This is a genomic window from Streptomyces sp. NPDC045968 (assembly GCF_056430475.1).
Window position 1 is genome coordinate 1 of record NZ_JBWKLF010000008.1, and the last position, 11,923, is coordinate 11,923.

Sequence of the window (11,923 nt, forward strand, 5' to 3'; positions counted from 1 at the left end):
GCGATGTCCAGGCGGCGCTTCATGCCGCCGGAGTAGGTGGAGGCGGGCTTCTTCGCGGCCTCCACCAGGTCGAAGCGCTCCAGGAGTTCGGCTGCGACCCGCCGTCCCTCGCTGCGCGAGAGGTGGTGCAGGTCCGCCATCAGGAGCATGTTCTCCTCACCGGTGATCAGACTGTCCACCGCGGAGAACTGGCCGGTGACACCGATCGCGGCACGCACCGCCTGCGGGTCGGCGGCCAGGTCGTGGCCGCCGATGTGGATGTCACCGGAGCCGGCGTCTGCGGTGATCAGGGTGGAGAGGATGTTCACGGCGGTGGTCTTGCCGGCGCCGTTGGGACCGAGCAGTGCGAAGACCGTTCCTTCGGGGACGGTCAGGTCGATCCCGTCGAGGACGAGTTTGTCGCCGTAGGACTTGCGCAGCCCGTTCGCCGCGATGGCCAGGTTGGTCATGGTGAAGGCTCCTCAGAGGCTGCGGGCGGTGATGTCGCCGTAGGCGGTGGTCGCGTGGATGTTCAGGCCGGCGGCGGCGCCTTCGGCGTTCTGGAGCGCGTTGTGGATCCGGCCGTAGGCGGTGCCTGCGTCCAGGGAGGCGGAGACTCCGCGGGCGGCGCCGACCGAGATCTCGCCGGCCTCGGTGCGCAGTTCGACCGTGCCGCGCACGGCCTCGGCGATCCGGATGTCGCCCTTCTGGGTGCTGATCTCCGCCGGGCCGCCCAGGCGGCCGACCGAGACGTCACCGGCGAGGAGGGTCAGGCGGGCGCTCGCGGTCTCGTCGAGCTTGACCGTGCCCTGCGCGCTTTCGAGGACGACGTCTCCGAGCCTTCCGACGCCCCGGAACTCGGCGCTGGCCGCCTTGGCCTCGACGCGGGAACCGGCGGGCAGCTGGACGGTCACCTCGACTGATCCGGAGCTGCCGAGGATCCGGTTCTTCGCCGGTGCGGCCTTGATCCGCAGGACGCCGTCGCCGTATTCGACCGTGATCTGCTCGGCGGCCTTCACGTCGCCGCCCTTCGCGGCGTTCGCGGGCAGAACCTCGACCGTGGTGTCCGCCCGGTCGGCGGCGATGAAGCGGATGCGTCCCGCGGGGACGTCCAGGACGGTGGCGATCGGGGCGGGGGTGTCGAACTTCTGCATTGCGTTCTCCTCGGCTCGTTGTTTCCGATGACGTGAACGCTACGTTGCGTTCAGAGATCTGGCAACGCAGTCATTGCGCTGAATCGCCATCAGCGCAGGTAGAGAGAGAATTTCGTTGCAATGGTTGCAGATCTAATGCAACAGCTCACGCTGTGTTCGTTGCAATGGAACGAGGGTGAACGCTATAGTGGAGACATCACCGACCACGGAGGAGACCGCGATGCCGGGAGGCAGGCTCACTCAGCAGGAACGCCAGCAGATCGCGCTGGGGCTGGCCGACGGTCTCGCCTACGCGGAGATCGCCCGCGGCCTCGACCGGCCGACCTCGACGATCACGCGTGAGGTGATGCGCAACGGCGGCCCCACCGCGTACCGCGCCGACCTCGCGCACCGCGCCACCGAACACCGCGCCCACCGCCGCAGGCAGGCCGCGCCCCGGGACCCGCAGACGGCCCCGCAGGCCCACGGGCGCGACGACGCGGCGGTGCGCGAGTACGAGGAGACGCTCACCACCGCCTTCATGTCCTCGGGCGCGCCCAAGATGATGTCCAGAGTGCTGGCCTGCCTCTTCACCAGCGACGCGGGCAGCCTCACCGCGTCCGAACTCGTCCAGCGCCTCCAGGTCAGCCCGGCGTCCATCTCCAAGGCGGTCGCGTTCCTGGAGAGCCAGGGCCTCGTCCGCCGGGAACGCGACGAACGCCGCCGCGAGCGCTACGTCGTCGACGACGACGTCTGGTACCAGTCGATGATGGCCAGCGCCCGGTCCACCGCCCAGCTCGTCGAGACCGCACGGCAGGGCGTCAGCATCCTCGGTCCCGGCGCCCCGGCCGCCGTCCGCCTGGAGAACGCCGCCCGTTTCCTCGACTTCGTCAGCGAGAGCATCGCCCGCGCGGCGGACCAGGCCCGCGAGATCCTCCACTCGAAGCCCGAAACCACCTCGGACAGCACGGCCTGAGCCGCCCGCGAGCCGCCCCCCTCGCACCGCGACGCCGACGAGGCCGGGTCTCCGGCCTCGTCGGCGTGTGCGGTACGGGAGTCGGGGGCGCGCCCCCTACGCGGCAGCCTTGAACCCCCGCAGCCGCAGCGAGTTGCCGACCACGAAGACCGAGGAGAAGGCCATCGCGGCCCCCGCGATCATCGGGTTGAGCAGCCCCGCCGCGGCGAGCGGCAGCGCGCCCACGTTGTAGGCGAAGGCCCAGAACAGGTTCGTACGGATCGTGCCGAGCGTCCGGCGCGAGAGCCGGATGGCGTCCGCGGCGGCCCGCAGGTCTCCGCGTACGAGGGTCAGGTCACCGGCCTCGATCGCGGCGTCCGTACCCGTGCCCATGGCCAGCCCCAGGTCGGCCTGGGCGAGGGCGGCGGCGTCGTTGACCCCGTCGCCGACCATGGCGACCGAACGGCCCTGCGCCTGGAGGCGCTTGACGACGTCGACCTTGTCCTCCGGCATGACCTCCGCGTACACCTCGTCGATCCCGACCTCCGCCGCGACCGCTTCCGCGACGGCCCTGTTGTCGCCGGTGAGCAGGATCGGCGTCAGCCCCAGTCCGCGCAGCCGGCGGATCGCCTCGGCGCTGGTGTCCTTGACCGCGTCGGCGACTTCGAGGACCGCCCGCGCCTCTCCGTCCCAGGCCACGGCGATGGCCGTCCGTCCCGCGGCCTCCGCCGCGGCCTTGCTGCGGGCCAGCTCCACCGGCAGGCGGATCTCCCACTCGGCGAGCAGCTGCTCACGGCCGACGAGGACGGCGTGGCCCTCGACGATGCCCTGGACACCGAGGCCCGCGATGTTCGCGAAGTCCTCGGGGGTGGGGAGCGGGGCGCCGGTGCGTTCGGCGGCGCCGGTGGCGACGGCCTGGGCGATGGGGTGTTCGGAGGAGTGTTCCAGTGCTCCGGCGAGGCGCAGGACTTCCTGCTCGGTGGTGTGGTCGGTGGTGTGGATGCCGAGGAGGGTCATGCGGCCGGTGGTGACGGTGCCGGTCTTGTCGAGGACGATCGTGTCGACGCGGCGGGTGGTTTCCAGGACTTCGGGGCCCTTGATGAGGATGCCGAGCTGGGCGCCGCGCCCCGTGCCGACCATGAGGGCGGTCGGTGTGGCGAGGCCCAGGGCGCAGGGGCAGGCGATGATCAGTACGGCGACGGCGGCGGTGAACGCGGCGGTGAGACCCGCGCCGTTGCCGAGCCAGAAGCCGAGCGTGCCGAGTGCGAGGGCGATCACGACGGGCACGAAGACGGCGGAGATCCGGTCGGCGAGGCGCTGGGCCGCGGCCTTGCCGTTCTGGGCGTCCTCGACGAGCCTGGCCATCCGGGCGAGCTGGGTGTCGGCGCCGACCCGGGTGGCTTCGACGACGAGCCGGCCGCCCGCGTTGAGGGTGGCCCCGGTGACGGAGTCCCCCACGCCGACCTCGACGGGGACGGACTCGCCGGTGAGCATCGAGGCGTCGACCGCCGAGGAGCCCTCGATGACCGTGCCGTCGGTGGCGATCTTCTCGCCGGGGCGGACCAGGAAGCGGTCCCCGGCCTGGAGGTCGGCGGTCGCGACGGTCACTTCGCCGCCGTCGCGCAGGACGGTGACCTCCTTCGCGCCGAGCTCCAGGAGCGCCTTCAGCGCGGCGCCGGCCTTGCGCTTGGAGCGGGCCTCGAAGTAGCGCCCGGCCAGGATGAACGCGGTGACGCCGGCGGCGGCTTCGAGGTAGATGTTCCCGGCGCCGTCGCTGCGGCCGATGGTCAGCTCGAAGGGGTGGGTCATGCCGACCATGCCGGCCGTGCCGAAGAAGAGGGCCCACACGGACCAGAGGAACGCGGCCGAGGTGCCGACGGAGATCAGCGTGTCCATCGTCGCCGCGCCGTGCCTGGCGTTGGTCCAGGCGGCGCGGTGGAAGGGCCAGGCCGCGTAGGTGACGACGGGGGCGGTGAGGGTGAGGGAGAGCCACTGCCAGTAGTCGAACTGAAGCGCCGGGACCATCGCCATGGCGATGACGGGCACGGCGAGTGCGACGGCGGTCAGCAGCCGCTGCCGCAGCGGGCGCAGTTCGTCGGCCTCGGACTCCTGCGGGGCGCTGTCCCCGGCGCGCGCCGGGGGAGCGGGCTCCTGTGCGGTGTATCCGGTGGCTTCGACGGTGGCGATCAGATCCTGTACGGAGACGTCCGCGCCCCGGTAGCTGACCTTGGCCTTCTCGGTGGCGTAGTTGACGGTGGCCTCGACCCCGTCCATCCGGTTCAGCTTCTTCTCGATCCGGGCCGCGCACGAGGCGCAGGTCATGCCGCCGATGGCGAGCTCGACCTCGGCGGCGGCGCCGACTGCGGCGGCGTCGGGTGGGGCGGTGTGCGCGGACACGGGGTTCCTCCCTGGCGTCTGGTACCTGTCTCGGCTACCCGGTTGGATACCCCCAGGGGGTATCGACTACTCACCCATGTATACCCCCCACCCCTATAAAACGCAAGGGTTGATCCACTCTGCGGCCGTGTGGCCTCGCGCATCCCCCTCCTCGCACGTTTACATGGGGAACCGCACCTTCCGTCGTGCGACCCGTAGGCTGGCATTGGACTAGACCTATAGCTGTTATCTGGAGGAATGGGGACCCATGAGCAACCGTGCAGTCCTGGAGGTGATCGCCCTCGACGCGCAGGACGCGGTCGCTGCCCAGGCGGGTGGTGCGGACCGCCTCGAACTGGTCGCCGACATGGCCGCGGACGGCCTGACGCCGTCACGCGAGGACTTCGCGCGGATCCGGTCCGCCGTGGACATTCCCCTGCGCGTCATGCTCAGGGTCGCGGACGGATTCGCCGCCGGTGACATCGACGTACTGGTGGAGAAGGCCCGTGAGATGCGGGCCGAGGGGGCGGAGGAATTCGTCCTCGGCTTCCTCGACGAGGAGGGCCACCCCGACCTGGTCGCCGTCGAACGCCTCGTCGCCGAGCTGAACGGCTGCCGGTGGACCTTCCACCGGGCGATCGACCGAGCCACCGACCGCGACGGCCTGCGCAAGTCCCTCGCCGACCTGCCCGGACTGGACACCTACCTCACGGCGGGTGCGGCGACCGGCGTCGACGACGGCATTCCGACGCTCCTGGCGGAGGCGTCCCGCTCGGGCATGCCCGGGTACGAGCCCAGGATCCTGGTCGGCGGCGGCCTCCGCCTGGACCACCTTCCCCGGCTCCTCGCGGGAGGCGTCGACGCCGTCCACATCGGCGGAGCGGCCCGCCCGGGCGGCTGGTCGGCCCCGGTGGACGCGGCGGCGGTACGGGAGTGGCGGGTGGCCCTGGACGGGTGAGGGCCGGGCGAAGAGAGACCGGGATGAGCGTCCATGGCTACGGAAGCCACCCGGAGTACCTTCCGCCCTCCATGACCGATCGCCGGGGCGAGGCGGTGCAGCACATCCTGCTGCTCGACTACGCGGACCACCGGCAGCTCTCGGCCGGGAGTCTGAACAGGTTCCCGGCGCGCAGCAGTTGTGAGATCGACTGGAGCGGGGTTCCGGACGTGGAGCGGCGCTGGTGCCCCGACAGTGACGCCTGGGTCGCGCTGGCCGCGGAGCTGTGCGCTCCCTGGGTGGCGCAGGACGTTCTCGTCGTCGTGTTCTGGGGGAACCTGGCCATACCGACCGTGGTCCTCCCCGCCTGGCTGCTCGTGCGTCAGGCGCGGGAGATCGAGGACGCCCAGCCGCACTTCTGGCTCCACCCGCTCGGTGGCGACGTGCTGATCGAGTGTCTGCCGGATGGGGCGGTGACGGTCGCGGCCATCCCCGCGCTTCCCCCGGACGGGTTGTGACGGGGGCGTGAGACGGCAGAAGCCCCTGGTGGGGGCGGTTCTCCGCCGAGAACCGCTCACCAGGGGCTTCGTTGCTCAGGGCCCGGTCAGGCCGTTCAGGCGACGCACTCCGAACCGGCGGACGCGCTGAAGATGTAGCCGCCCTTCCAGTTGATCAGGTTCGAGGTGCCGGCCTCGTTCTTCATCAGCGCGGACAGGCCGACGCACCGGCCTCCGGCGGCGGCGGTGCTGCTGTAGACCGGGCCCGCGTACTGGGAGAAGGAGCCCTTGTCCACGTCGGCGCCCGCCGTGTTGTTGCCGGCCCAGATCCGCAGGTCCATGTAATTGGCGCTGCCGGGCGTGTTGTTGTCCAGGATGGCGCAGGCGCTCGTCGCGCCGGCGTTGCTGTAGAAGAACAGGGTCCCGTGCCGCGTCGTTGAGTTGGGCAGCGGCTTGGCGTCATCGAGCTCGTACGTGGCGCCGCAGATGTTGGCCGCGGCCACCACGGCCTCGCTCTGGCTCGCGGCAATGGCCCGCGTCTCGGCGTCGGCCTTCGGGGACAGCTTCACCGCGGTCACCTTCGGGGCGGCCGGCTTGTCGCCCGCGACGGCGTGCGGTGCGGCCACGAGTGACGTGGCACAGGCGGTGGCGGCAGCGGCGAAGATGCCTGCCTTGTGAAGAGTGCGCATGTGAATCGCCTTCCCTGTTGTCCAGTTGGCATTGCGGATCAGGGCAGCCCCCCGCCGCGAACGAGTTTGATCATTAAGGGGAGTTGGGAATCCAACAAGGCGGCGATGGGTGAGATTGTCGGCATATCGAGCCATCGGCGATCAAGGATTTTACCTCCCCGTGACCTTGCCCCCGTCTATGCCAGCGCCTCCGGCAGCGGCGCCGCGTGCAGCACGATCAGCCCCGAGACCGCTCGGGTCAGTGCCACGTACAGGCGGCGCAGGCCCGTGCGTTCGTCCGGTTCGCCGTCGACCACGGCCGCCGGGTCGTCCAGGACCACGTAGTCGTACTCCAGGCCCTTCGCCAGTGAGGCCGGGACGAGGGTCAGGCGGGATGCGGCGGTCGTCTCCTCACCGGGGGAGAGGTAGGCGTGGCCCGCCGCCTTCAGTGCCTCCGCCAGGGCCGGGACGCGGGCATCGGCGGCGATCAGGCCGATCGAGCCCTCGTGGGTCAGCGACTCCTCGCAGGCCGCGAGCACCGCCGCGTCCAGCCCGGCCGGGTCCGTCACCTCCCGTACCGCCATCGAACCCGGCGACTCACGCACCGACTCCACCGGCGCCAGGCCCGGTGAGATCGCGGGCAGCAGCCGTGAGGCGTACGCGATGACCTCGCGGGGCACACGGAAGCCCGCCGTCAGCTCCTCGACCAGGGCGTCCGGCTTGCCCAGGTGGAAGAGCGCCTGCTCCCAGCTCTCCGTCGACCACGGCGTCGTCCCCTGCGCGAGGTCGCCGAGCACCGTCGCCGAACCGGTCGAGCAGCGGCGCCCCACGGCCCGGTACTGCATCGGCGACAGGTCCTGCGCCTCGTCGACGACGACATGACCGAGCGAGTGCGTCCGGGCCACCAGGTCGCCCGCCTCGTCGATCAGCACCGCGTCCGCGAGCGACCACTTCGCCGACTTCACGCTGCGCGGCGGCTTGGACCAGAGAATCGTCTTCTGCTCGTCCTCGCTGAGGAGACCGTCCGCGTGCTCGGCCAGGAACGCGGGGTCGGACAGCAGCCGCAGCACCAGCTTCGCCGGGTCGACCGCGGGCCAGGCCGCCTTCACGGCCGCCTTCACCGCGGGGTTGCGGGCCACCGCGTTCTGCACCCGGTCGTCGGGCGCCTCGCCCGCCTCCTCCATCCGGGTCAGGACGCAGTGCGCGATGCGCTGGGGGAGTGCCTCGTGGGCGGCCCCGTAGCGGATGTCGCGGGCCAGCAACTCCCTGACGATCTCTTCGAGTTCGTACGCGGGCACCCGCCAGCGGCGCGAACCGCGCACCACCATGACCGGTTCCGTCGGCAGCGTCACGTGCGAGCGGATCGCGCGCCGCAGGATCTCCGCCATCCGGGCGTCACCCTTGACCACGGCGGCGGCGGCCTCGTCCGTGCCGCGAACCTCGACGTGCGCCGTCACCAGGTCGTCGACGGTCGCCTGCTTCACCTCCATCTCACCCAGCGCGGGCAGCACCTGCTCGATGTAGTGGAGGAAGGACCGGTTCGGCCCGATCACCAGGGTCCCGGTCCGGGCCAGCCGGTCGCGGTGCGCGTACAGCAGGTAGGCGACACGGTGCAGGCCGACGGCGGTCTTGCCGGTGCCGGGGCCTCCCTGCACACACACCGTCCCGCCGAGCCCGCTTCGTACGATCTCGTCCTGCTCGGGCTGGATCGTGGCCACGATGTCGCGCATCGGACCCACGCGGGGGCGCTCGATCTCCGCCTGGAGAAGCTTGCTGGTCTGCGCCGCCTCGGTCGGGTCGGTGAGGTGCTCGTCCTCGTACGCGGTCAGCTCGCCGCCCGTGTAGCCGAAGCGCCGCCGCTGGCCGACGTCCTGCGGGTCCTTCCTGGACGCCCGGTAGAACGGCTGCGAGACCGGCGCACGCCAGTCGATGACCATCGGGTCGCCGCCGGCGTCATGGACGTGGCGCCGCCCGATGTAGAACTGCTCGCCCTCGGCGCCCTCCGCCTGATCCGCGCCCACCCGGTGCAGATAGTCGAGGCGCCCGAAGAACAGCGGGGTGTGGGAGAGATCGGCGAGCGCCTTGATGCGGTCGTCGATCTGGGCCTGGAGGACGACGGAGTTGACCCAGTTCGCGGTGACATCGCGGATGTCGAGGGACTGCACGTCCTCGCGCATCGCGCGCAGGGCGGCGCGGGACGCGGCGAGATGGGCGCGTTCGCGCGCCAGAGGGTCCAGGGGGGCCAGAGGATCGGTGGGGGTGTCGCTGTCGGTGGGGGTGTCGCTCTCTGCTTCGTGCGCGGGCACGGTGTTGCCTCCGGCTTTTCAACGCAGGACGGCGGACCGCGCCCTCCTGTACGACGGGAGGCGACGTGATCCGCTCAGGGACGTACGCGTAGGTGTCGGCCGGTTTCCGTCCGGCCGGCGGCGCTCCCCCGGCTGCCGGCGAAGGCCGGTACCACGGTGCGGGAGGCGGGCAGACCGGCGATTGTATCCACGGCGGTCCGTCCGGTCGACCGGATTGAGCGCGCTTCACCCCGTGGGGAACGCGCTCCACCCCGTAGGGGACACCGTGCGACCCGAGGGGGACGTCGGCCTCCACGCGCTTCCGCCCGCAGGCCGATGCCCCGCGGGGCAGGGCGGCGCACCATGGAATACATGAGCACCGTTTCCCTGAACCCCCGCAGGACCGCCGGCGACGCTCTCCGCGCCGCCGCGGTCTTCATCCGCACCGCGTTCCGCGTGGCCGTCCTCGGCGAGTACGCGGAAGAGGCGGGCGTCCGACGCCACCGCGGCTGACCCCGCGGCCCGGCTCAGCTCTCCGTCAGCAGCTCGTCCGCGTCCACGATCCGGTACGCGTACCCCTGCTCGGCCAGGAACCGCTGGCGGTGCGCCGCGAAGTCCTGGTCGATCGTGTCGCGCGCCACCACCGAGTAGAACCGGGCCTCGTGCCCGTCGGCCTTCGGCCGCAGCACACGGCCGAGGCGCTGTGCCTCCTCCTGGCGCGAGCCGAACGTCCCCGACACCTGGATGGCGACGGTCGCCTCCGGCAGGTCGATCGAGAAGTTGGCGACCTTCGACACGACCAGGACGTTGATCTCGCCCTGCCGGAACGCCTCGAAGAGGATCTCGCGCTGGGCATTGCTCGTCTCGCCCTTGATCACCGGGGCGTTCAGATGCTCACCCAGCTCGTCGAGCTGGTCGATGTACTGCCCGATCACCAGGGTCTGCTCACCCTTGTGCTTGGCGACCAGCGCCTCCGTGACCTTCCGCTTCGTCGCCGTCGTGGCGCAGAACCGGTACTTCTCCTCGGCCTCCGCCGTCGCGTAGGCCAGCCGCTCCGAGTCCGTCAGATTGACCCGTACCTCGACACAGTCGGCGGGCGCGATGTAACCCTGCGCCTCGATCTCCTTCCACGGCGCGTCGAACCTCTTCGGCCCGATGAGCGAGAAGACGTCCGACTCGCGCCCGTCCTCCCGGACGAGGGTCGCCGTGAGACCGAGCCGCCGCCGCGCCTGGAGATCGGCGGTGAACTTGAAGACGGGGGCGGGCAGCAGATGCACCTCGTCGTAGATCACCAGCCCCCAGTCACGGGAGTCGAACAGCTCCAGGTGCGGATAGATGCCCTTGCGGCGCGTCGTCAGCACCTGGTACGTGGCGATGGTGACCGGCCGGATCTCCTTGCGCGTACCGCTGTACTCGCCGATCTCCTCCTCGGTCAGCGAGGTGCGCTTGATCAGCTCGCTCTTCCACTGACGGGCGGAGACGGTGTTGGTGACCAGGATCAGCGTGGTCGCCTTGGCCTCCGCCATCGCACCGGCCCCGACCAGCGTCTTCCCCGCACCACAGGGCAGGACGACGACACCGGAACCGCCGTGCCAGAAGCCCTCGACCGCCTGCTTCTGGTACGGGCGCAGCGACCAGCCGTCCTCGGCCAGCTCGATGGGGTGGGCCTCCCCGTCGACGTACCCCGCGAGGTCCTCGGCGGGCCAGCCGAGCCTGAGCAGCGTCTGCTTGATCTGGCCGCGCTCGGAGGGGTGCACGGCGACGGTGTCCGGGTCGATCCGCTGGCCGACGAGGGGCGCGACCTTCTTCGACCGGAGGATCTCCTCCAGCACGGGACGGTCGGTCGTGGTCAGCACGAGACCGTGCACCGGGTGCTTGGAGAGGGTGAGACGGCCGTACCGCGCCATCGTCTCGGCGATGTCGACCAGGAGCGCGTGCGGCACGGGGTAGCGGGAGTACTCCACCAGCGCGTCGACGACCTGCTCGGCGTCGTGCCCGGCGGCGCGGGCGTTCCACAGGCCGAGGGGGGTCACGCGGTAGGTGTGGATGTGCTCGGGCGCACGCTCCAGCTCCGCGAAGGGGGCGATCACACGGCGGCAGGCATCGGCCAGCTCGTGGTCGACTTCGAGGAGCAGCGTCTTGTCGCTCTGGACGATGAGAGGTCCGGTCACGCGCTTCGGCCCTTTCTGTTCTGCTGCGGGGAACGGCCTGGGAACGGCCAAACGTCCAGTGTGCCGCATGCGGGGCGATTGGTGCGTGGCCCAACGGCCCGGGGTGCGGACGTCTCCGTCACACGGGCCGTGGGCCGGACCGCTCAGGCCCGGGAGACCTCGGGCTCCTCCGACACCGCCACGAGCCGGTCGCTCAGCCCCGCGGGGGCCTGCCCGGTCGCCACGGCGCGGTACGCGCGGATCGCCGGGTCGGTGAGGGTGAGGGTGAGCACCGGGCAGTCGGACGAGTCGTTGGTGTACTCCGGCAGGCACTGGGCGACATCGGTCACGGTGTAGCCGGGGCACACGGCGCCCGCGGGCAGGTCCACGTCCACGAGCAGGGTCCCGCCGGGGGCGACGGTGAAACTGCCGGACTTCGGGGGCCGGACCGGCTTCCCCTCGAAGCTCGCGTCCACGACGGTGGCCGAGAGGCCCCGTACCGAGGCACGGCGGCCCTCGCCGTGGGGGCCGAAGATGTCGAGGGTGACGTTGCCGGCGCCGAGGGGCGCGGTCAGCAGCAGCGGCAGACCGTCGGTGCGCAGGGCCAGGTGCACGGTGAAGCGCGGCTTGCCCGGCATCTTCGGCCCCGGGGCGGACGAGCCCCAGCCGCCGAACACCAGCTGCGGGTCACGGCCCCGCTCGCCCTCCCCGCGCGCCACGGGCCGGGGCCAGTCGTCCACTCCGCACCGCGAGAGCAGCGCCGTGGCATCGCCCCTGCCCGGGAGCGGGGTGTCCTTCAGCGGCTCGGAGGGGAGCCTGAGCCGGGAGCTCATGAGCCGCTCGGAGCCTGCCGGGCGGTACACCTGCCACGCCGTCAGCACGAGGAGCGCGAGGACGGGTACGGCGAGGAGCAGCCAGGAGCGCGGGGAGGGACGGAACATGT

Annotated in this window: 11 protein-coding genes; 4 read left to right on the forward strand and 7 right to left on the reverse strand. The window is 71.3% G+C overall.

Going from position 1 to position 11,923, the window contains the following annotated elements; all coding sequences use genetic code 11:
• The coding region (locus AC07FA_RS22750; protein WP_479077803.1) for an ABC transporter ATP-binding protein at nt 1-449 on the reverse strand (449 nt) is incomplete at its 3' end.
• Between the two features lie 12 nt (nt 450-461).
• Nucleotides 462-1,133 (reverse strand): DUF4097 family beta strand repeat-containing protein, encoded by a 672-nt coding sequence (locus AC07FA_RS22755; RefSeq protein ID WP_479077804.1) that lies wholly within the window; start codon nt 1,131-1,133, stop codon nt 462-464.
• Nucleotides 1,134-1,353: 220 nt separating this feature from the next.
• Between AC07FA_RS22755 and AC07FA_RS22760 the strand changes: the two genes are divergently transcribed.
• Complete coding sequence (locus AC07FA_RS22760) at nt 1,354-2,088, forward strand: GbsR/MarR family transcriptional regulator (RefSeq protein ID WP_479077805.1); 735 nt, start codon at nt 1,354-1,356, stop codon at nt 2,086-2,088.
• Nucleotides 2,089-2,184: 96 nt separating this feature from the next.
• Here AC07FA_RS22760 and AC07FA_RS22765 read toward each other — a convergent pair whose 3' ends face one another.
• Nucleotides 2,185-4,464, reverse strand: coding sequence for a heavy metal translocating P-type ATPase (locus AC07FA_RS22765; protein WP_479077807.1), 2,280 nt, complete (start codon nt 4,462-4,464; stop codon nt 2,185-2,187).
• A gap of 247 nt (nt 4,465-4,711) precedes the next feature.
• Here AC07FA_RS22765 and AC07FA_RS22770 point away from each other — a divergent pair, with 247 nt between their 5' ends.
• Nucleotides 4,712-5,401: a copper homeostasis protein CutC gene (locus AC07FA_RS22770; RefSeq protein WP_479077809.1), complete on the forward strand. Its 690-nt coding sequence runs from the start codon at nt 4,712-4,714 to the stop codon at nt 5,399-5,401.
• Nucleotides 5,402-5,472: 71 nt separating this feature from the next.
• The gene (locus AC07FA_RS22775; RefSeq protein WP_479077810.1) at nt 5,473-5,898 is read left to right on the forward strand and encodes a hypothetical protein; all 426 of its coding nucleotides are present in this window, start codon (nt 5,473-5,475) and stop codon (nt 5,896-5,898) included.
• A 95-nt stretch (nt 5,899-5,993) separates the two neighbouring features.
• On the opposite strand, the gene AC07FA_RS22780 is transcribed toward AC07FA_RS22775, so the two are convergent.
• Together AC07FA_RS22780 and AC07FA_RS22785 are read right to left on the reverse strand one after the other, a co-directional pair.
• Nucleotides 5,994-6,566, reverse strand: a complete 573-nt coding sequence (locus AC07FA_RS22780; RefSeq protein ID WP_479077812.1) for a hypothetical protein — start codon at nt 6,564-6,566, stop codon at nt 5,994-5,996.
• A gap of 176 nt (nt 6,567-6,742) precedes the next feature.
• Complete coding sequence (locus tag AC07FA_RS22785; protein ID WP_479077814.1) at nt 6,743-8,851, reverse strand: HelD family protein; 2,109 nt, start codon at nt 8,849-8,851, stop codon at nt 6,743-6,745.
• A 351-nt stretch (nt 8,852-9,202) separates the two neighbouring features.
• On the opposite strand from AC07FA_RS22785, the gene AC07FA_RS22790 reads away from it, so the two are divergent.
• On the forward strand, nt 9,203-9,343 hold the full coding sequence (locus AC07FA_RS22790; protein ID WP_479077815.1) for a hypothetical protein: 141 nt from the start codon (nt 9,203-9,205) through the stop codon (nt 9,341-9,343).
• Between the two features lie 14 nt (nt 9,344-9,357).
• Here the strand turns inward: AC07FA_RS22790 and AC07FA_RS22795 are convergent, their stop codons facing one another.
• Together AC07FA_RS22795 and AC07FA_RS22800 are read right to left on the reverse strand one after the other, a co-directional pair.
• Nucleotides 9,358-11,001 carry a DNA repair helicase XPB gene (locus AC07FA_RS22795; RefSeq protein ID WP_479077817.1) on the reverse strand — a complete coding sequence of 548 codons (1,644 nt, stop codon included), beginning with the start codon at nt 10,999-11,001 and terminating at the stop codon, nt 9,358-9,360.
• A gap of 143 nt (nt 11,002-11,144) precedes the next feature.
• Nucleotides 11,145-11,921, reverse strand: a complete 777-nt coding sequence (locus tag AC07FA_RS22800; RefSeq protein WP_479077818.1) for a hypothetical protein — start codon at nt 11,919-11,921, stop codon at nt 11,145-11,147.
• Nucleotides 11,922-11,923: the final 2 nt, after the last annotated feature.

Excerpts from the sequence above, each read along its gene's own strand:
- AC07FA_RS22775 (WP_479077810.1), top strand. The coding sequence starts at position 5,473 with ATGACCGATCGCCGGGGCGAGGCGGTGCAGCACATCCTGCTGCTCGAC.
- AC07FA_RS22800 (WP_479077818.1), bottom strand. The coding sequence starts at position 11,921 with ATGTTCCGTCCCTCCCCGCGCTCCTGGCTGCTCCTCGCCGTACCCGTC.
- AC07FA_RS22770 (WP_479077809.1), top strand. The coding sequence starts at position 4,712 with ATGAGCAACCGTGCAGTCCTGGAGGTGATCGCCCTCGACGCGCAGGAC.
- AC07FA_RS22790 (WP_479077815.1), top strand. The coding sequence starts at position 9,203 with ATGAGCACCGTTTCCCTGAACCCCCGCAGGACCGCCGGCGACGCTCTC.
- AC07FA_RS22760 (WP_479077805.1), top strand. The coding sequence starts at position 1,354 with ATGCCGGGAGGCAGGCTCACTCAGCAGGAACGCCAGCAGATCGCGCTG.
- AC07FA_RS22780 (WP_479077812.1), bottom strand. The coding sequence starts at position 6,566 with ATGCGCACTCTTCACAAGGCAGGCATCTTCGCCGCTGCCGCCACCGCC.
- AC07FA_RS22755 (WP_479077804.1), bottom strand. The coding sequence starts at position 1,133 with ATGCAGAAGTTCGACACCCCCGCCCCGATCGCCACCGTCCTGGACGTC.